The organism is Streptomyces cinnamoneus (assembly GCF_014650495.1).
GTDB classification, from domain to species: Bacteria; Actinomycetota; Actinomycetes; order Streptomycetales; family Streptomycetaceae; genus Streptomyces; species Streptomyces cinnamoneus.
In genome coordinates, this window is sequence record NZ_BMVB01000003.1 from 420,686 (window position 1) to 440,283 (window position 19,598).

A 19,598-nucleotide genomic window follows, 5' to 3' on the forward strand; every position below is an offset into this window, starting at 1 on the left:
AGGAACCCCCCATGCAGAGATTCCGCAGGTCAACCCGTATATCAACCCGCACACCGGCTCATGCGCCAGGGCGCAGAAGGGGCAGGAAGGCGCTTCTGACCACCATGGCCACCGCGCTGTCCGGCGGGTTGCTGCTGAGCATCGCCCCGCAGGCCCAGGCCGTCGTCTCCGGCACGGTCGTCGGCGGGCAGGGCAACTTCAGCACCGTCAACCAGCGCTCCGCGCCGTCCCTTTCCGCCGGCATCACCGGCACCTCCCGGGTCGGCGACCGCATTCCCATGGCCTGTCGCACCACCGGCGACGTCGTCGAGAACAACTCCCGCTGGATCTGGTCCGGCACCTACTACCTCGCCGACGCGTTCATCCGCGAGGACACCGGCGGCCTGCCGGTCTGCGACACCTCCCGCCCCACCGGGCAGAAGATCCTCAACATCGGCATGCAGAAGCAGGTCCGGGACCAGTGGTGCTGGGACGCCTCCGGTCTGACCATCGCCAACTACTGGGGCTACACCCAGTACAACCAGTACGACTTCTGCCGCCTGGCCGCCCAGAACAACGGTGGTCTGGACTGCAACAACCAGCCCGCCACGCTCGGCGACATGGCCAACGGCCTCCGCAACATGGGCTTCCGCAACAGCGGCACCGACCTGTGGCGCAACGCCTCCTTCGGCGAGACCCAGAGCGAGATCGCGAACGGGCGGCCGTTCGCCGTCCGCATCGGCTGGACCTCCGGCGGCGGCCACATGAACGTCATCTACGGCTACGACAGCGCCAGCAACATGGTCGCGGTCGGCGACCCCTGGCCCAGCACCCAGACCTACACCTGGTGGAACTACAACACCTACGCCGGAAACAACTCCTTCCGGTGGACCCACTCGCGCATCGGCATCCACGGCTAGGAGACGAGACATCATGAGCATGAACCGCACCCGTACGACCAGACGCTCCGCCGCCCTGCTCGCCGCCGCCACCGCCGTCACGCTCTGCGCGAGCGTGCCCGCACGGGCCGCCGACGGGCCGGCCGCCCCTGCCCCGGCCGATGTGACCGCCGCCCAGCAGGTGCTGCGCTCCGGCCAGGTCCACGACACCGTCTCCCGGTTCCTGACGTCCGCCGAGCGCCGTACTCCGGCCGCCGGCGCGGACGGCGGCACGGCCGGCGCCCCGCGCGGCCTCGTGCAGAACCCCCAGGCCGCCGGCGCCGCACCCGGCTTCGACCTCAAGAAGCCCGTCCCCCTCTACGAGCTCGCGCCCGAGTTCGTCACGGGCAGGACCAAGGCCACCGCCGGGTCCGCCCTGCGCCTCTCCTACCTCGCCTCGCGCGTCTCGGCCGCCAACGGCCACCAGGCCGCCGTCCTGCTCGCCCGCGGGCAGGGCAGTGGCCAGAGCTGGCAACTGGCGGGCATCCGCGACGGCGACACGGACATCAGCGCCGCCGAACGCGGCACCGACCAGGCACAGACCTTCATGGAGCCGCAGATCCACGCCTGGTACCGGCTGAGCGGCAGCGGCACCGTCGAGCCCCTCAACAAGGAGGCCGAGGTGGCCCTGCAGGGCAAGCCGCGCATCACCCTGGCGGCGTACCAACAGCTCGTCACCAAGCGCTACGGCGACAAGCTGCCCGGTTCGTCCTACGACCGCAAGGGCCTCGCCGGCGGCTACGCCCCGGCCACGGCACAAGCCGAGGGCCAGGCGGAAGCAAAGGCCGGGGCGCGGGCCGGGGAACAGGCCGCGCCCGCCGCGCCGTCCCGCTCCTGGGTCCCCCTCGCCTCCGGCGCCTCCGGCGCGTTCGTCCTGGCAACGCTGGGGGCGGGCGTCCTGTACGTGCGCCGCCGCCGGTCGGCCTGATCCGCCCGCCCGGCGAGCCGGTCCTCCCCCGAGGGGACCGGCTCGCCGGGGAATCTCGCCGGGGAATGAGGACCGTCAGGGGATGAGGACGGTCTTGCCCTTGGCGCGGCCGGCCTCACCGAGCTCATGGGCCTCGGCCGCGGCCGCGAGGGGAAGCTCCCGTCCGACGTGGACGCGGAGCTTCCGCGCCTCGGCCAGCTCGCCGAGGCTCTCCAGGTCCGGGCCGGAGGGCTGGACGAACACGGTCTCGAAGCGGACGCCCTGCTGCTCCGCCTCCTCGGCGGTCATCCCAGGGTGGTGACCGACCGTGGTGACGAGCAGACCGCCGGGCCGGAGCGTGCGCACGGAGCGCGGGGCGTACTCGCCGCCGACCAGGTCGAGGACGACGTCCACCGGGCCGGCAGCGGTCGCGAAGTCCGTCGTCGTGTAATCGATCACCTCGTCCGCGCCCAGTGACGTCACGAACGCGTGGTTGTCCGCCCGTGCCGTGGCGATGACGTGGGCTCCGCGGGCCTTGGCGATCTGCACGGCGAGATGACCGACACCGCCCGCCGCCGCGTGGATCAGCACGCGCTGCCCGGCCTCGATCCGGGCGATGCCCACCAGCGCCTGCCAGGCCGTCAGCCCGGCCAGCGGCAGGGCGCCGGCCTCCGCCATCGTCAGTGCGGCGGGCTTGAGGGCGAGTTGCCCGGCCGGGGCCACGACGTACTCGGCGTAGGCACCTGCGGCCTCCGGGAACCGCGGCATGCCGTACACCTCGGCCCCCACCTCGAACCGGGTGACTCCCTCGCCCACCGCCACGACCTCGCCCGCGACGTCCCAGCCCAGGGCGAAGGGCGGCTCGGTGAACAGGGGGAAACGCCCGGCGCGGACGGCCGAGTCGACCGGGTTCACGCCCGCCGCACGCACCCGGACCAGCACCTCGCCCGGGCCGGCCTGCGGGCGCTCGGCCTGCGTGCCGTGCAGCACCTCGGGGCCGCCGAAGGAACGCTGGGTGATCGCGAACATCTGAGATGCCATGGGACTCGACTCTCCAAGAGCTAGTTAGTTGATGCGAGGAATATCGCTGAGGCAAATAACTACACGGAGATATTCCTCGCGTCAACTATCCGCGCATCAAGTGTCTCGGGTAGGGTTCGGGACGTGGACACCGAGGAACTCTTCACCGACCCCCGCCTCACGGCGATGGGGCTCCTGCTGGAAGCCCATGCCGGGCTCAGCGCCAAACTGCAGCCCGTGCTGGACGAGAACGGCGTGTCGTCACTGGACCTCAACGCCTTGATGCGGCTGAGCCGCTCCCCCGGGCAACGCCTGCGTCTGGGCGACCTGGCCGCCCAGACGTCCCTGTCCACGAGCGGCATCACGCGCGTCGTCGACCGCCTGCAGCGCACCGGCCTGGTGCGCCGCGAGTCCTTCCCCGGAGACCGCCGCAGCACCTACGCGGTGCTGACCGACGAGGGCGCGGACCGGCTCGTGCAGCTCCTGCCGGACTACCTGGCCACGATCGAGCGCTGGTACACCGGCCTGCTGACGCCCGAACAGCTCCCGGCCTTCCTCGCCAGCCTGCGCGTCCTCCGCGACAGCGTGCATCCGGAGGCGACCGCAGGCCATCAGGAATGACATCGCCCACCCCGCCAGGAGTGACACCGCTCGCCCGGCCGACGCGCAGGCGCGCCGGCCGGGCGTTAGCGTCTGACGCATGGCGAGCGGCCACTCCACCGATGACCCCACTCCCCCGCCGGCCGGTGTCCGCAACGGCCCGGCCGTCTCCCGCGAGGAGTTCGACGCCCTCTTCGCGAGGGTCCGTACGTGGGGCCGGTGGGCGGACGCCGGCCGGGGGGCCTGGAACCGGGTGACCGCGGACCGCGTCCGGCAGGCCGCCTCCCTGGTCCGGTCCGGGGTCGTCGTCCCGATGGCGCGGCCGTGGGACACCGCGAGCGGGCCGGACAACCGCAGGCCCGCCCTGCACTACATGTCCGACCTCGGCGACGTCGAGGCTCCCGATCCCACCACCCACAAGGACTTCATCGGCGCCGACTACCACGGCAAGAGCGTCAGCCATCTGGACGCGCTCTCCCACGTCGCCCTGCGCGGCCGGCTCTACGACGGCGGTGCGGCGCGGGAGCTGGTCGGCGCCGGCGGCGCCCGCTTCGGCGACGTCGCGACCCTCGGTCCCCTGGTGACCAGGGGGGTGCTCCTCGACCTGCCCGCCGTTCAGGGGCGCGCCTGGCTGGAGCCGGGAGAGGCCGTGCACGCCGAGGACATCGTCGCCGCGGAGGCGGCGCTCGGCGTGGACATCGGCGAGGGCGACGCGGTGCTGCTGCGGGTCGGCCGGTTCCGTCGCCGCCGGGAGCGGGGCGCCTGGGACGCCGACGCGGCGTGCGCGGGCCTCCACGCGGATTCCGTGCCCCTGCTGGCGGAACGCGGCATCGCCCTGCTCGGCGGCGACGGCGACAGCGACGTGCGCCCCTCGCCGGTCGAGGGCGTGCACTCCCCCGTCCACGCCCTCGCGGTCGCCGCGATGGGTGTGCCGCTGCTGGACAACCTCGACCTGGAAGCACTGTCCGCCGCCTGCGCCGAGGCGGGCCGCCACGCGTTCCTGTTCCTGGTGGCCCCGCTGAACATCCCGGGCGGTACGGGCTCGCCCGTCACTCCGGTCGCGGTCCTGTGACGGACCGTAGCGATGGTCGGCCGTCCGTGCCCGGTTCCGCTATGTGAGCAAAGTTCTAAAATGGAACAACAGTGCAGCTGCCCGGCGCAGGTGTGGCGGCCAGGGGCGCGCGTACCGATGAGGGAAGTGATCCGGATGGGGCTCGTGGCAGAGGACATCGGCCCCGTGCTCGCCCGTGAACAGTTCCTTCGCGGGGGGACGGTCGAGGGGACGGTACGGAGCCAGATCCTCGATTCGTGGCAGCGCTCCCAGTCCCTGGGCCTGACGCCCGACGGGTGCGAACTGCCCTTCACCCAGGACCTCGACCTGGAGGGGCGTCTCGTCCGCGCGGCGGCTCCCGTCCTGGACCGGCTGCAGGCCAGGTTCGCGGGCAGGAACATGAACGTGGCCCTCGCCGACGGCCGCGGGGCGGTGCTGCAGCGCCGTTTCGGCGACACCTCCCAGGTCAGGCATCTGGCCGCGATCCAGAGCGTCCCGGGCTTCATCTTCGCCGAGAAGTTCGGCGGGACGAACGGCATCGGCCTCGCGCTCGCGGAGCGGCGGCACATCAACGTCTACGGCGCCGAACACTTCGCCGAACGCTCCCAGTCGAACGCCTGCTCGGCGACTCCCATCAGGGACCTGCTCAGCGGCCGTATCGAGGGGGTCCTCTGCTTCGGCTACCCGTACACCGATGTGGACGGGGCGCTCGACATCGTGATCCGCAAGGCGGCCAGTGCCATCGAAGCGCGGCTGCTGGAGCAGAGTTCGGCACGGGAACGCGCCCTGCTGCAGGCGTACCTCGACGCCAGGCGCCGCGTCCCGGCCGGCGACGGGCAGCTGGGCGGGCTCACCACGAGCGGGCTGGGCTGGCGTGACCAGATGATCCTCAAGGAGAAGGCCACCGAGCTGATCTCCTCGGGCCGGCGGGCCGCCGTCGAGGTGGTCCTGCCCGGCGACCGGCGGGTCACCTTGCTGAGTCGCCCGGTGACCAGTGCCTCCGGGGTGGAGGGCGTCGTCATCGAGGCGATCCTCCCCTCGGGCCGGCAGCGTCTGACCTTCTCCGCCCCGGCCGACGCCCCTCCGGGCCTCCTCGGGCAGCAGGCCCCGGCCGACGCCGCGCAGCTGCGCGGCGTCCCTCCCGGCACGGCGGCACCCGGCCGGTCCGCCGCGACGGCCCACGGGCCCGGGGCTCCTGCACTCCCCGGCGCCGCCGACCGTGCGGCCGACGCGGCAGCCGGCCAACTCGTGCTGGTGGGCGAGCCCGGGGTGGGAGCGTACGCCGTCGCGGCCCGGCGCCGCCTGGAGCTGCTGTCCGAGGCCAGCACCCGCATCGGCACCACCCTGGACGTGAGCCGCACCGCCCGGGAACTCGCCGAGATGGCCGTCCCGCGCCTGGCCGACTTCGTCACGATCGACCTCCCCGAAGCGGTACTGCGGGGTGACGAACCGACCGACCCCACCAAGGACCTCCACCGCACGGTGGTCCACGGCATTCGCGACGACTGTCCCTTCTACCCCGCCGGGGAGCGGGTGCACCTCCGGCCGACCACCCCTCAGCTTCGCTGCCTGACCAGCGGGCGGACCGTACTGGAACCCGACCTGAGGTCCGCCGCGGGCTGGGTCTCCCAGGACCGCTCGGCCGCCCAGCGGATCCTCTCCCACAACGTCCACTCCCTCATCGCCGTCCCGCTCCTCGCCCGCGGCATCGCCCTGGGCATAGCGAGCTTCTACCGGGCGCAGGACCCCGCCCCCTTCGGGGACGACGACCGTTCGCTGGCCCAGGAACTCGCCACGCGCGCGGCCATCTGCATCGACAACGCACGCCGTTACACCCGCGAGCACGCCATGGTCCTCGCCCTGCAGCGCAGCCTGCTGCCGCAGGGCTTCCCCGAGCAGAACGCCGTCGAGGTCGCGCACCGCTACATGCCCGCCGAGTCCGGGGTCGGCGGGGACTGGTTCGACGTCATTCCCCTCTCCAGCGCCCGCGTCGCGCTCGTCGTGGGGGACGTCGTCGGCCACGGGCTGCACGCCGCCGCCACCATGGGCCGGCTGCGCACCGCCGCACGCAACTTCGCCGAGCTGGACCTCCCCCCGGACGAAGTCCTCACCCACCTCGACAACCTCGTGGGCCGCCTGGACCGGGAGGAGTGCGGCGACGACCCGTTCACCGGGATCACCGGCATCATCGGCGCGACCTGCCTGTACGCCATCTACGACCCCACGTCGCAGGAGTGCACCATGGCCCGGGCCGGCCACTGCCCGCCCGCGCTGGTCCGCCCCGACGGCACCGTCACCTTCCCCGACCTGCCGGCCGGCCCGCCCCTGGGGCTGGGCGGCCTCCCCTTCGAGACCGCCGCGTTCCACCTCGCCGAGGGCAGCCAGCTCGTGCTGTACACGGACGGCCTCATCGAGGACCGCGACCGCGATTTCGACGAGGCCCTGGAGCAGCTGCGCCGCGCCCTGGCCCACCCGAACCGGCCGCCCGAGGAGACCTGCCGGGCGGTCGTCGAGGGCGTGGTGCCCGAGCACCCCGACGACGACATCGCCCTGCTCGTGGCCCGCACCCACGTCCTGGATCCCCACCGGATCGCCACCTGGGACCTGCCCGCCGATCCGGCGCTCGTGTCCTCCGTGCGCTCGGCCGTCACCCGCAAGTTGACGGAGTGGGGGCTGGAGGAGATCAGTTTCTCCACCGAGCTGCTGCTCAGCGAGCTGGTCACCAACGCCGTCCGGTACGCCTCCGGTCCCATCCAGGTGCGCCTGCTCTACGACCGCACCCTGACCTGCGAGGTCGCCGACGCCAGCAGCACCGCCCCGCACCTGCGCCACGCGGCCACCACGGACGAGGGAGGCCGGGGCCTGTTCCTCGTCGCGCAGCTCTCCCAGTCCTGGGGCACCCGCTACACCCCGGGGGGCAAGGTCATCTGGGCCGAGTGCCCCCTGGAGGTGCCCGGTGGGAAGTCCGGCCTCGCCGAGCTGTCCTTCGAGGACATCGACGACATTCCGGCGATCTGACGGCCCATCCGGCGTCGGGGCGGAGCGGGCCGTAGCATGGCAGAAATGACGGATATGCACCAGCTGGTCCCCTGACGGCCCGGACAGCCCACTCCCGGAGAAGTCCGTGCACCACACCCCCGACATCGCCCCTCCCCCAGGCCGTGGCCCGGAGCCCCTCGTCCGCATCCGCGGACTCACCAAGCGGTTCGGCGGCACCCTCGCGCTCGACGCGGTCGACCTCGACATCGACCACGGCAGCGTCCTGGCCCTGCTCGGCCCCAACGGTGCCGGGAAGTCCACCCTCATCAAGGTGCTCGCGGGCGTCCACCACGCGGACGAGGGCGGGGTGACCGTGGCCGGGCATCCGCTCGGCAGCGAGGCGGCCACCCGCACCATGTCCTTCATCCATCAGGACCTGGGCCTGGTGGAGTGGATGACGGTCGCCGAGAACATCGCCCTGGGCACCGGGTACCCGCGGCGGGCGGGACTGGTCTCCTGGCGGCGGACCCGCCGGCAGTGCGCCGCGGCCCTGGGCATCGTCGCCGCGCACCTCGACCCGGACACGGCCGTCGCCGACCTCACGCGAGCCGAACGCTCCCTCGTGGCCATCGCCCGCGCGCTGTGCACCCGGGCCGAACTGATCGTCCTGGACGAGCCGACCGCCAGCCTCCCGGCCGCGGACTGCGCCCGGCTCTTCGACGTGCTGCACACCCTGCGCGACCACGGCCACGCCATCGTCTTCGTCACCCACCGGCTCGACGAGGTGCACAAGGTCGCCGACACCTTCGCCGTCCTGCGCGACGGCCGCATCGTCAGCCACGGCCCGCTCGCCGGCTACGGCCCCGCCCGGCTGGTGCACGACATCGTGGGCCGCGAACCGGACAACTACCGCATCACGCCTCCCGCCCCGGGCCCGGCCGTCCTCGTCCTCGACGGCGTGCGGACCGAGAACACCGCGCCGGTCAGCCTGCAGCTGCACGCCGGCGAGATCCTCGGCATGGTCGGCCTCACCGGCGCCGGGCACATGGAGCTGGGCCGCGCCCTCGCCGGTTCCCTGCCGATCCTCGCCGGACGGGCCCTCCTCGACGGACGGCCGTACCGGCCGGGCACGGTCACGAACGCCGTCGGCGCGGGCACCGGCTTCGTCACCAGCAACCGCCAGGACGAGGGCTGCGCCGCCGAGCTCACCGTGCGCGAGAACTTCCTGGCCAACCCCAAAGCGGGCGCCCTGCACGCCACCCACTGGATCAGCCCCGGGCGCGAGCGCGCCGAGGCCACCGGCCTGATCGAGCGGTTCTCGGTGCACCCGCCGGACAGCGAGGCGCCGATCGCCACCCTGTCCGGCGGCAACCAGCAGAAGGTCATGATCGGCCGGTGGCTCAGGCTGAGCCGGCGCCTGCTGATCCTGGAGGAGCCGACCGCCGGAGTGGACGTCGGCGCCAAGGCGGCGATCTACCGCCTGCTCCAGGACGCGCTGGCCGGCGGAGTGGCCGTCCTGCTCCTCTCCACCGACTTCGAGGAGATCGCCCACGTGTGCCATCGAGCCCTGGTGTTCGTCCGCGGGACCATGACGGTGGAGCTGAGCGGCGACGCCCTCACCGTCACCGCGCTCGCCCGCGCCGCCTCGGCCATGCCCGCCGTCACCGGGACGTCCGGACGATGACCCCGCCCTCCCCGTCGTCCTCCTCGCCCCGGCCCCACCCTGCGCGTCCCGCGCGTGAGCGTCCGCCGCTGAGCCGCCGGTTCGGGCACCTCGTCGGCGCCTACGGCCTCCTGGGCCTCACCGCCCTGCTCTTCCTGGCCTTCTCCCTCGCCCTGCCGGACACCTTCCCGACGCTGGACAACGTCTCCGCCGTCCTCTCCAGCCAGTCGATCCCCGCCCTCCTCGCGCTCGGCGCGACGATCCCCATCGCCACCGGCAAGTTCGACCTGTCCATCGGCTACGGTCTCGGACTCGCCCACGTCATGACGATGCAGCTCGTCGTCGCGGAAGGCTGGCCCTGGCCACTCGCCTGCCTCGCCGTGGTCCTCGGCGGGGCGGTCGTCGGCGCCGTCAACGGCGTCGTCGTCGAATTCGCGAGGATCGACTCCTTCATCGCCACCCTCGGCACCGGCAGCATCATGTACGCCTTCACCGGCTGGATCACCGGTGGGGCCCGCATCGTCCCCGGCCCCGACGGCCTGCCGGCCGGCTTCACCGCCCTCTACGACTCCCGGTTCCTCGGCCTGCCGGTGTCCGCCTTCTACGTCCTCGCCCTCACCGCCGCGTTGTGGCTGCTCCTGGAGCGGCTGCCGCTCGGCAGGTACCTGTACGTCATCGGGTCCAACCCCCGCGCCGCCGACCTGGTCGGCATCCCCTCCCGGCGCTACGTCGTCCACGCCTTCACCGGCTCGGGCCTGGTCGTCGGCATCGCCGGTGTCCTGCTCGCCGCCCAGCAGCAGATCGGCAACCCCAGCGTCGGCATGGACTACCTGCTCCCCGCCTTCGTCGGCGCCCTGCTCGGCTCCACCGCGATCAGGCCCGGCCGGGCCAACGCCCTGGGCACCCTCGTCGCCGTCACCGTCCTCGCCATCGGCCTCGCCGGCATCGGCCAGCTCGGCGCCCAGTTCTGGGTCACCCCGCTGTTCAACGGCACCACCCTGCTCATCGCCGTCGGCCTGGCCGGCTACGAGGCCCGCCGGCAACTGCGGCAACGGCGGGCGGAACCCTCCCGGTCCCTCCACGACCTGCCCAGGGTCACCCCGTGACCCGGCCGTCCGCCTCCCCTGCACCACCGCCCGGGCGCGCACGCCGCACGACCGCACCCCTCGGCACGGCCGTGCTGGCCCTGGCGGCCGGCCTCCTCGTCGGCTGCGAGCGCGGTGCCTCGACCGGTGCGGCGCCCTCCTCCGCAGCGCCGGCCCGGGCCGGCTGCCCGGCCGCCCTGGCCAGGGCCGAAGCGGCCGTCCGGCAGGCCGAGAAGAGCGATCCCGCAGGGGGGAGCGCTCCCGCCGGGGGGCCTCGGGCCGTTCCCGGCAAGTCCGTCGTCTACGTCGCGCAGACCATGGTCAACCCCGGCGTCGCGGGCACCGCCCAGGGCGTGCAGGAAGCCGCACGGGCCATCGGCTGGAACGCCCGGGTGATCGACGGCCAGGGCACCCCCGCCGGCATCCAGGCGGCCTTCAGCCAGGCCATCGCCCTCCGGCCGTCCGGCATCGTCATCGGCGGCTTCGACCCCCGGCTGACGTCCCAGCAGGTCGCGAAGGCCCATGCGGACCGCATCCCGCTCATCGGCTGGCACGCCGTCGGCTCCCCCGGCCCGAGCAAGGACCCCGAGCTCTTCACCAACGTCACCACCAGGGTCGAGGACGTCGCGAAGGCCAGCTCGGACTGGATCATCGCGCACTCCCACGGCACGGCCGGGGCCGTCGTCTTCACCGACGCCTCCATCCCGTTCGCCAGGAACAAGTCCGAGCTCATCAAGAAGGGGCTCGCCACGTGTTCCGGCGTGAAGGTCCTGGACGAGGAGAACATCCCGATCCCGGACACGAGCAGCCGCACCCCCCAGGCGGTCTCCTCGCTCCTGTCCCGCTTCGGGGACCGGTGGACCCACTCCGTCGCCATCAACGACGTGTACTTCGCCGACGCCGCCCCGGCCCTGCGCGCAGCACGCAGGAAGGGCACCGCGGCCCCCTTCAACATCGGCGCGGGCGACGGCGATCCCTCCGCCTTCCAGCGCATCAACGGCGGCCAGTTCCAGGCGGCCACCGTTCCCGAGCCGCTCTCCGCACAGGGCTGGCAGATCGTCGACGAATTCAACCGCGCCTTCTCCGGCGAACCGGCCAGCGACTACGTCACCCCCGTGCACATCGCTACCGCCGCGAACAGCGCCGGGCACACGACCTGGGACCCGCCCGGCTACCGCGCCGCCTACCGGAAGATCTGGGGCGAGGGACCGTGACCCGCGTGCCCGGGCGAGCCGCTACTTCCAGGGGATGTTGAGCCAAGGGCTGGCGGGGTCGGTGCTGAGGACCTGGTGCGCGGCGAGCATGTCCGTGTACCAGGGACCGAACTCCTCCTCGTCGAAGTGGAGGCAGCGTCCGAGGATGAAGGCGGCGGAGAACTCCTCCCACGAGCGGTAGTTCGCCCGGGCCGCACGGCCGGCGCGCAGCACGGCCTGCTCGGCCTCCGGCAGGGTGCAGTAGCGCGCGCCCAGCCCCCAACGGGCCATGCCGGAGGCCCGCCCGTAGTCCCATGCTTGCGCCGTGCGCACGAAGGCTCCCTCGGGCAGGACCCCGTCCGCGCGGAAGCGGGCCTCGTAGCGGGCTATCCGGCCGATCAGCTTCCGTACGCCGGTGACCTGCGACTCCACCTCCGCCGCGTCGGGAGCCTCGACGGTGGTGACGCCCTCGGGTGTGATCTCCACATCGCCCGACCGGTCGGACCGCTGCCGGATCACGCGCTCGGCCGCGTTGCGCCAGTACTCCAGGTCGACGTGGCCCGCGAAGTCGCGGGCGAGGGAGCGCCGGATGCCCAGGGTGAACTCCCAGACGCCGCTGACCATGTCCGCCTTCAGCAGCTGTTCCTGGGCATTCAGCCAGCCCTGCCGGCCGGTGACCCCCCACGAGTCCTCCAGCCGCCGCCTTTCGTGGCGGTAGCCCCCGCCGTGGTAGGCCAGGGCGTTCCAGAGCTCCCCGTTGCGGACGGACAGATGTGCTCCGCAGGCGAGGCCGTGCGCGACGGGGCCGTGCAGCGGGCCGCCCACGTGCAGGGCGCGCAGCCGCCCGTGCACCCGGTTGCAGCAGCTGTCGCCGGTCGTCAGGCGTTCGGCGTGCTGGTGCCACACGGCCCGGTGCGCGGGGGTGGCCGGGAGGACGCCCTCGCAGGGGCTGCCCGGGTTGACGACGAGGAACGGCGGGTCGCGGTCCTCCCACACCCGGGCGTACCAGCCCAGGGAGTACCCCTGGAAGACCGGGTCCTCGGCGGGCGCCGGCAGCATGCCCTCGGTGAAGACCGCCAGGCAGGCGATGTGGGCCTGCGGGTTCCAGGACGGGGTGAAGACGACCGAGTCGGGGTGGGCGTCGGCGCTCGCGCGCGCGACGACCATGAACAGGTCGGTGCCGGCCAGCACGTCGAAGTACGCGGGCCAGTCGCCGCGCGTCTTCGCCTCGTGCAGCGCTTGCTCGATGTCGCTCGGCGCCGACCAAGGCGGCGCCGCCACCGGCATCGGCGGCAGATGGTCAGCCGGCCCCGTCACAGCAACGTGCTCCTCCCGTGGTCTCCGACCACAAGATCCTAAAGCGTCACCCGCACCCGGTCACCGCTCGCCCTCCGGGGTCAATAGCATGATCGCATGCGTCTACTCGGAACGATCGACCCCAACCGCCCCCTGCTCGTCGTGGCCGTCCGGGAGGAGGCCGCCCATCTCGACGGCGATCTCCCCGTCCTCCTCACCGGCATAGGCAAGGTCAACGCGACGGCCGCGCTGGCCACGGTGCTGGCCCGGGGCGAGCGGCCCTCCGAGATCATCAACCTCGGCACCGCCGGCGCCCTCCGCCCGGGCTGGGAGGGCATCCACGAGGTGGCCAAGGTGATCCAGCACGACCTCGACACCCCCGTCCTGCAGGCGCTCACCGGCCGCACGTACGGCGCGCCCGTCACCCTCAACAGTGCCGACGGGCCGACCCTGGCCACCGGTGACCTGTTCGTCTCCGACCCCGACGCCCGCGCCCGCCTGGCCGAGCAGGCCGACCTGGTCGACATGGAGGGCTACGCGCTCGCCACCGTCGCCCACCGCGAGGGCGTCCCCCTCCGCCTGATCAAGCACGTCAGCGACGAGGCCGGGGCCGGGGCCGACCGCACGTGGCGCGACTCCGTGGACGGCTGCGCCGAGATCCTCGCCGAGTGGGTGCGGGAGCAGAAGCTCTGCGTGTAGCTCCGGACCGCCGGCCCGGGCCGCCGGTGCTTCGGCAACTTCCCGCCCGGCCTGCCCGGTCGCCCGACGATCGTGTGATGCCGCCCGAGCACGGCCGCCGTCGGCCGAGCTGCTGCCCGCGGCACGGTACGCCGAGGTGCCCGGCGCGTACGTGCTGTCCATGCTCGACGAGCCCGCAACCGTGGCCCGCGAGATCGGTCGCTTCCTGACGTCGCCCGCCGCTCGACAGACCCTCCCGGACGGTGACGGGTGGCGCGGCCGCGGCGGGAGGCCCAGCCTGGTGGGGAACAGGACGGCCACCGCTGTGACCCATGGCCGGGGCGGCGGCCCGTGCTCCGACAGGAGAACCCCATGCGCACAGCGACCGAGCCGGCCGGAGCCGACAGCCGGGCACCCCGGGCCCAGACCCCACCGGATCCCGCTCCGCTCCCCCGGCCGCCCAGCCCCGAACCCGAGCCGGATCCCGTCCCGGCGCCCGGCCCGGACAAGGCACCGCGTCACTGACCGGTCGACGCCCGCGACGGGCCCGGGCCCCCCTGGGTCTCCTCGGCCTGTGGGTCGAGGAGACCGGGGACCGTACGGTCCGCACCGTCCTGCACGGACCGACGCGGTCGCCGTCCCGTCCGGGCGTTCCAGGATCGTCCGTTTCCGCAGGTGAGGTGCCGTAGAACGTTCCGGCTTCCCGCATCGGCCGTCCCCTCTGGCAGCCGGGACGGTCCCCGGGGCAGGGTCGTGGCCAGATCGGCCGGACCCACCGGCACCACACCGACAGACAGCGGGGATCCCTCATGTCCAAGCCCGAGCGCCGCCTCACCGCCGCCCTCCTGACCGCCGCCGGCCTCCTGGCCGTCACCGGCGTCGCCGCCACGCCGGCCGCCGCCGTGCACCAGGGCTCGGCCACCACGGCCCAGGCCGCACCGTTCATCGTGATGATCAAGAACCCGGACGCGCCGGAGGGCAAGGACAGCGCGTGGTGCGGCGGCACCCTCGTCGCCCCCGCCAAGGTGCTCACGGCCGCGCACTGCGTGACGAACGCCGCCCGCCCTTCGGCGATGACCGTGGTCGGCGGCCGCACCGACCGGCTGTCGACGGCCGGCCAGGTGCGGCGCATCACCGCCATCGAGCTGGACCCGCAGTACACCACCGACCTCGTCCACGACGCGGCCGTCCTCACCCTGGACAAGGAGCTCCCGTACAAGCCGCTGCGCGTCGCGACGGAGAAGGACGCCGCGCTGTACGCCACCGGGCGCACCGCCACCGTCTACGGCTGGGGCCACACCGACGGCACCACCCAGGGCCGGACGCTCAGGAAGGCCACGCTCGCCCTCTCTCCGCTTGCGGCCTGCGAGCCGTTCTCCAACACCACCGACCCCGCCTTGAAGGTCTGCGGCACGTCCGCGAAGGGCCGGACCGACAGCATCTGCCCGGGTGACTCGGGCGGCCCGCTCGTCGCCGACGGCGTCCTGATCGGCATCGTCTCGACGGGCAACAAGTACTGCGACGACCAGTACCCGGTCTCCGTCTTCACCAAGGTCAGCACGGTCGCTCCGGCGCTGGGCCTGGGGTAGCCGGGGGCACGCCGCCCGGGTTCCATCCGGATGGGTGCGCGCGCCTATCGATGCGCTGTCACGCCGCTTACGGTCGTTGTGGGAGGTGAGTCGCATGGGAACGACGAGGGACTGGGCACAGTGACGATCAAGACCTTCCTCAGGTCCGGCATGGACCGTCCCCTTGAGCTCGCCGCCGCCAAGCGGGCCTGCACGACGGCCACCGGGGCTCCCCTGCGCGTCTCCGTCGTCATCCCGGCCCGCAACTGCGGCGCGACCATCGAGGGGGTGGTGGCACCGGTCGTCGAGGACCTCGTGACCGTCGGCGCCGTCGACGAGGTCCTGGTCGTCAATCACGACTCCACCGACGACACGGCCGAGCGCGCGGCCCGGGCCGGCGCCCGGCTGATCGGCTTCTCGACGGCCGGGCCCGTCGCCGACATCCCGGACTCCGGCAAGGGCTCGGTCATGTGGAAGGGCATCTGGGCCAGCGAGGGCGACATCGTCGTCTTCATCGACGGCGACCACCTGAAGTTCGACTCCACCAAGGTCTCCCGGCTGGTCGGGCCGCTGTTGCGCGACGCCTCCCTCCAGCACGTGCGGGCCTTCTACGACCGTTACGAGGGAGGTCGCACCACCGAGGCCATGGCCCGCCCGGTGCTGTCCCTGCTGCACCCGGAACTGGCCGGCATGCGCCAGCCCCTCAGCGGGGAGCACGCCACGCGGCGCTCGACGCTGGCCGAGCTGGTCTTCCCCGTGGGCTGGGGCACGGAGTTCAGCATCCTCGACCAGATCAGCCGCCGGCACGGCGCCGCGGCCATCGGCCAGGTCGACCTCCGCTACAAGGAACACGTCAAAGGGAACTGGGCCCACATCTCGTTGCAGGCGTTCGAGCTCCTGTACGTGGCCCTGCGGACGGAGTTCCGCGCCCTGGGCGGCGAGCTCCCCGAGCACTGGGGCAGCGTGGTCATGACGCCCGGCGACCGTCCGGGCGAGGTCGTCCCGCGCGCCGCCCGGACGGCGGAACTGCCGCCCCTGATGAGCCTGCCCGACTGGCCGGACCGCGAACGGCAGCGCCTCACCTCCTGACCCGGGGGCCGGGACGGGTCCGGCCGGCGCTCGCGGCCCGGCTCCGGCTCACCGACCGGTGTCCGCGGCGAACGGGCCGCCGGCGCCGAAGACGCACTCGGCGAAGCGTTCGCCGATGCGGCGGTGACCGGCGGTGTCCGGGTGGAGCCCGTCGGGCAGCGGCAGTTCGGCGAAGTCCGCTTCGCCGTAGAGCGAGCGTCCGTCGAGGTAGTGCAGGTTCGGGTCCTCGTCCGCCCGTTGGGCGGTGATGCGGGAGAGCTCGGCCCGGATGACGTTGAGGGTCAGCCGTGAGGGGTCCGAGGGGTCGCCCATGGCCCGGAAGCGCATGCTCCCGCCCTCGAAGTCCGGTGCGAGGGGGCCCGGGGTGTCCTCCTGGAGGGGGCAGAGAACGGGCGAGACGACCAGCAACGGCGTGGTGGGGTGCCCCTCGCGGATGGTGTCGAGGAAGCCGTGGACCGCCGGGGCGAAGGCGCGCAGGCGCATCAGGTCGGTGTTGACCAGGTTGATGCCGATCTTGATGCTGATCAGGTCCGCGGGGGTGTCCCGCATCGTGCGCGCGATGAAGGGGTCGAGGAGGGCGTTGCCGCCCAGGCCCAGGTTGACCAGTTCCACGCCGCCCCGGGCGGCGGCCAGCGCCGGCCAGATCCCGGTCGGGCTGTCGGCGGAGGAGCCGTGGCTGATGGAACTGCCGTGGTGCAGCCACACCCTGCGACCGCGGTCCACGGCGTCCTCGACCGGGGCGTCGGTGCGCAGGGCGATCAGCTCGGTCGTCTCCGCGTGCGGCAGCCAGATCTCCACGTCCTTCTCGCCGTCGGACAGCTCGGCGAACCGGACGGTGCCGGGCGGACCGGGAGTGGTGGCCGCGGCCCCGGTGGCCATGTCGAGGGTGCGGACGTTCCCGCCGGCCGCGGTGGCCTGGGCGGTCTTGCGGCCGTCGACCAGGAGGTCGTACACGCCGTCCTGCGGTCCGGGCAGGCCCTTGTAGACGATCTTCGTGGGAAGCACGTCCAGCTCGACGACGGTGGCCCGGGTCCGGAAGGCCAGGCGCACGCCGGAGGGCTTGGTCTCGGCCATGGCGATGGCGTCGTCGGGGAACTGTTTTCGGGCCCGGGCGGGCAGCCGGTGCGGCAGTACGCCGTGCGCGGTGCGTTCCACGTCGAGGGCGCCGCGCAGGATGTGGGGCTCGATCGGCGTGGTGATCCAGTCGGTCATGTCGGTCTCCTTGCGGGACAGCGGTGCGGAGGGCACGTGGCCCGAGGCACTCGCTTCCGGCTGCCCTCACCTCCTTGATCGTATCCACGCAGGTCTACACCGACGACACCGACCGGACGGTGCGGTCGTCCCCACCGGCGCTCTTGCGCCGGAAGGCGAAGCGGATGAGGGAACGCGACAGCCCCGCCAGCACGAGCGTGATGCCTGCGAGCGGAAGAGCGAGCAGCAGGATCTGGAGGCATGCCGACGTCATGCCGAGGGCGTAGTTGCCCGATGCACCGGCGTTCTCGATCAGCAGGTTGACCTTCTGCCAGTCGGCCCGGAGCAATTGCGGAAGATTGAGGACCAGCATGCCCAGTTGCAGAACGAGCACGGGGACCAGGCACATGACCCAGACGGCGACCACGATCTGGGGCCACCGTTTGAGGGACCGGAGCCGGTCGTCCTGCGGTTGCCGCAGCAGGACCCGCTTGAGGATGGGGGCGATGTAGGTGAAGAGGTCCGGAATGCCGACCAGGTCCGCGACGATGTAGTAGCCGTCGAACCGGAGCGTGGGCAGCAGCTGTTGGATGATTTCCAGGTTGACGGAGAGGATCGCCACCAGGAGCGGCCCGAATCCGGTTGCCCCATAGAGCGCCAGCAGACCGAGGACGAACAGCGCGTTGAAGTAGACGCCGCCCAGGTCGGCCCGGATGCGTCCCGCACGGCCCAGCCGGTAGGAGTGGGTGATGTCCGTGTAGAAGGCGGGCCAGACCAGATAGATGCCGCATCCCATGGCACCGGGCCGCACCCCTCCGTAACGGCACGCTGCGCCATGGCCGAATTCGTGGAAAGCGCAGGAGGCGATGGCCAGGAGGACGACGAGGAGGATGTTCGCCGGGGAGGTGAGCACGTCCTGCAGTGCGGCGCCGGTCTCCTGTGTCGTCCACAGCCACGCCTCGCCCGCCAGGAACGCACCGACGGTGAGGACGACCAGCACCGGGCGGAAGAGCCAGGCGAAGAGCCCGGAGACGATCCAGGTGATGCGCTCCGGCAGCACCGCCATCCGGTACCGGAACGCGAGGAACGGGTCGCTTCCGGGGGTCGGGGGCGGCGGCGAGCCGTCGCTGTGGCTGGTGACGCCGAGCGGGGCGAGTTTCTCGTCGATGAGGAAGGCGACGTGTTCCGTGGTGAACTGCCGGCCCGTTTCCCGGCTGAGTTCGGCCGCGACGCGGGCCATGACCGGTTCACGGTCGGGCGGTGACCGGTCGTCCCGGCCCTGGCGCCGGGCGTCCAGGGCCCTGACGACCTGGTAGAGCAGGGTGGGAAGGCGTACGAGCTGACCGTCGGGACGGCAGACCAGCTGGGGTGGCTCGCGGTATCCGGAGTCCTCGAACTCGCCGACCAGCTCGGTGCCGGGCACCAGAGCGGGCTCCCCCGTCCGGTCGGCCGGGGCCGGCCGTCGCCCCGGTGCCGGCCCGGCTTCGCCGGTGCGCGAGGCGGAGGGCAGGGACATGGGCGCTCTCCAGGAGGTGGGGGCGGACGACGGCTCGCGTCGCGGCGGGGAAGGGCCCAAGGAGCGGCCCTCCCCCGCCGGGCGCGTTCGGCGGTCCGCTAGGGGATCAGTGGCTAGAGACGGCCGCGGGGGTGCAGGTCAGGCTGTTGGCAGGGTTCTCGGAGCCCAGGCCGAGAGAGCCCAGCAGACCCGGTGTCCCCTGCCGGTCGATGGACTGGCAGGACGACAGGATGGTGGTGCCGTGGTCGCTCGGGGCCGGGGCGTACACGCCGCCGCCCGCGTTCGCCGCGGAGCTGCTGCTGGCGCTGCCGGCGCCGGCGCCGCCGTCGGGGCCGGCGCTGAGGGCGTTGAACGGAGTGGCCACGATGCCCATGACGGTGCGCTCCGGCAGCACCTCTCCCGCGATGGCGTCGAGCTCTTCGAAGCTGATGGCGTTTTCCATTCCATTCCCTTTCTCTGGTTTCCGCACTCGCTGGTCTTGTGCTCTCGGATTCCCAGGTCAGTAATCCGAGCGGCCATCCTTGACGAATGGCGGTCAGTGGCGGGAGACGGCCGCGGGAATGCACGTCGTGGTGTGCCCCGGGGTACTGGGTGCCAATCCCAGTGCGGCGAGAAGACCGGGGCTGGCCGCATCCTGTCGGTACTGGCAGGCATAGAGCACGGTCGTACCGTGCTCCGTCCTCACCAGCATGGGTTCCAACGGGTGATCGGCGCCTGCCGGCGACAAGCTCGACAGCACCGTCCGCGGAGGCAATTCCTCTCCGAAGAGGCGGCCCAGCTCCGCGAACGTCACGGCGGATCCCATCGTTGCTCCCTCCCTGTGGGATGACTCGATGACGACCGGC

The 19,598-nt window shown here is 72.7% G+C and carries 16 protein-coding genes; 11 read left to right on the forward strand and 5 right to left on the reverse strand.

The features are described 5' to 3' along the window. Positions 1 to 104 precede the first annotated feature (104 nt). Positions 105 to 899 (forward strand): papain-like cysteine protease family protein, encoded by a 795-nt coding sequence (locus IE182_RS06820; protein WP_229844626.1) that lies wholly within the window; start codon positions 105 to 107, stop codon positions 897 to 899. Between the two features lie 13 nt (positions 900 to 912). After that, the gene (locus tag IE182_RS06825) at positions 913 to 1,845 is read left to right on the forward strand and encodes a hypothetical protein (protein WP_190108722.1); all 933 of its coding nucleotides are present in this window, start codon (positions 913 to 915) and stop codon (positions 1,843 to 1,845) included. 75 nt (positions 1,846 to 1,920) lie between these two features. On the opposite strand, the gene IE182_RS06830 is transcribed toward IE182_RS06825, so the two are convergent. Then, positions 1,921 to 2,865: an NADP-dependent oxidoreductase gene (locus IE182_RS06830; protein ID WP_229844627.1), complete on the reverse strand. Its 945-nt coding sequence runs from the start codon at positions 2,863 to 2,865 to the stop codon at positions 1,921 to 1,923. Positions 2,866 to 2,988: 123 nt separating this feature from the next. Between IE182_RS06830 and IE182_RS06835 the strand changes: the two genes are divergently transcribed. From IE182_RS06835 to IE182_RS06860, 6 genes are all read left to right on the forward strand, one after another. Beyond that, complete coding sequence (locus IE182_RS06835) at positions 2,989 to 3,465, forward strand: MarR family winged helix-turn-helix transcriptional regulator (protein ID WP_229844628.1); 477 nt, start codon at positions 2,989 to 2,991, stop codon at positions 3,463 to 3,465. 79 nt (positions 3,466 to 3,544) lie between these two features. Further along, positions 3,545 to 4,516 carry a cyclase family protein gene (locus tag IE182_RS06840; RefSeq protein ID WP_190108723.1) on the forward strand — a complete coding sequence of 324 codons (972 nt, stop codon included), beginning with the start codon at positions 3,545 to 3,547 and terminating at the stop codon, positions 4,514 to 4,516. A 135-nt stretch (positions 4,517 to 4,651) separates the two neighbouring features. Beyond that, positions 4,652 to 7,513, forward strand: a complete 2,862-nt coding sequence (locus tag IE182_RS06845; protein ID WP_190108724.1) for a SpoIIE family protein phosphatase — start codon at positions 4,652 to 4,654, stop codon at positions 7,511 to 7,513. Between the two features lie 106 nt (positions 7,514 to 7,619). Continuing rightward, positions 7,620 to 9,158 (forward strand): sugar ABC transporter ATP-binding protein, encoded by a 1,539-nt coding sequence (locus IE182_RS06850; RefSeq protein WP_190108725.1) that lies wholly within the window; start codon positions 7,620 to 7,622, stop codon positions 9,156 to 9,158. Then, positions 9,155 to 10,243, forward strand: a complete 1,089-nt coding sequence (locus IE182_RS06855; protein WP_190108726.1) for an ABC transporter permease — start codon at positions 9,155 to 9,157, stop codon at positions 10,241 to 10,243. The genes IE182_RS06850 and IE182_RS06855 overlap by 4 nt, the downstream gene beginning before the upstream one ends. Before the next feature lie 71 nt (positions 10,244 to 10,314). Beyond that, complete coding sequence (locus tag IE182_RS06860; protein ID WP_190108789.1) at positions 10,315 to 11,436, forward strand: substrate-binding domain-containing protein; 1,122 nt, start codon at positions 10,315 to 10,317, stop codon at positions 11,434 to 11,436. A gap of 21 nt (positions 11,437 to 11,457) precedes the next feature. Here the strand turns inward: IE182_RS06860 and IE182_RS06865 are convergent, their stop codons facing one another. Beyond that, positions 11,458 to 12,702, reverse strand: coding sequence for a DUF1266 domain-containing protein (locus tag IE182_RS06865; protein WP_190108790.1), 1,245 nt, complete (start codon positions 12,700 to 12,702; stop codon positions 11,458 to 11,460). Positions 12,703 to 12,828: 126 nt separating this feature from the next. Here IE182_RS06865 and IE182_RS06870 point away from each other — a divergent pair, with 126 nt between their 5' ends. The 3 genes from IE182_RS06870 (at position 12,829) to IE182_RS06880 (ending at position 16,046) form a co-directional block, all read left to right on the forward strand. After that, positions 12,829 to 13,410, forward strand: coding sequence for a nucleosidase (locus IE182_RS06870; RefSeq protein WP_190108727.1), 582 nt, complete (start codon positions 12,829 to 12,831; stop codon positions 13,408 to 13,410). Between the two features lie 788 nt (positions 13,411 to 14,198). After that, on the forward strand, positions 14,199 to 14,978 hold the full coding sequence (locus IE182_RS06875; protein ID WP_190108728.1) for a S1 family peptidase: 780 nt from the start codon (positions 14,199 to 14,201) through the stop codon (positions 14,976 to 14,978). Positions 14,979 to 15,098: 120 nt separating this feature from the next. Next, the gene (locus IE182_RS06880) at positions 15,099 to 16,046 is read left to right on the forward strand and encodes a glycosyltransferase (RefSeq protein WP_190108729.1); all 948 of its coding nucleotides are present in this window, start codon (positions 15,099 to 15,101) and stop codon (positions 16,044 to 16,046) included. Positions 16,047 to 16,094: 48 nt separating this feature from the next. Here the strand turns inward: IE182_RS06880 and IE182_RS06885 are convergent, their stop codons facing one another. The 3 genes from IE182_RS06885 to IE182_RS06895 form a co-directional block, all read right to left on the reverse strand. Beyond that, positions 16,095 to 17,258 (reverse strand): GDSL-type esterase/lipase family protein, encoded by a 1,164-nt coding sequence (locus IE182_RS06885; RefSeq protein WP_190108730.1) that lies wholly within the window; start codon positions 17,256 to 17,258, stop codon positions 16,095 to 16,097. 94 nt (positions 17,259 to 17,352) lie between these two features. Then, a complete protein-coding gene (locus tag IE182_RS06890; RefSeq protein ID WP_190108731.1) occupies positions 17,353 to 18,753 on the reverse strand; it encodes a zinc metalloprotease in 1,401 nt (466 codons plus the stop codon). Between the two features lie 106 nt (positions 18,754 to 18,859). Then, complete coding sequence (locus IE182_RS06895) at positions 18,860 to 19,195, reverse strand: hypothetical protein (protein WP_190108732.1); 336 nt, start codon at positions 19,193 to 19,195, stop codon at positions 18,860 to 18,862. Between the last annotated feature and the right edge of the window lie 403 nt (positions 19,196 to 19,598).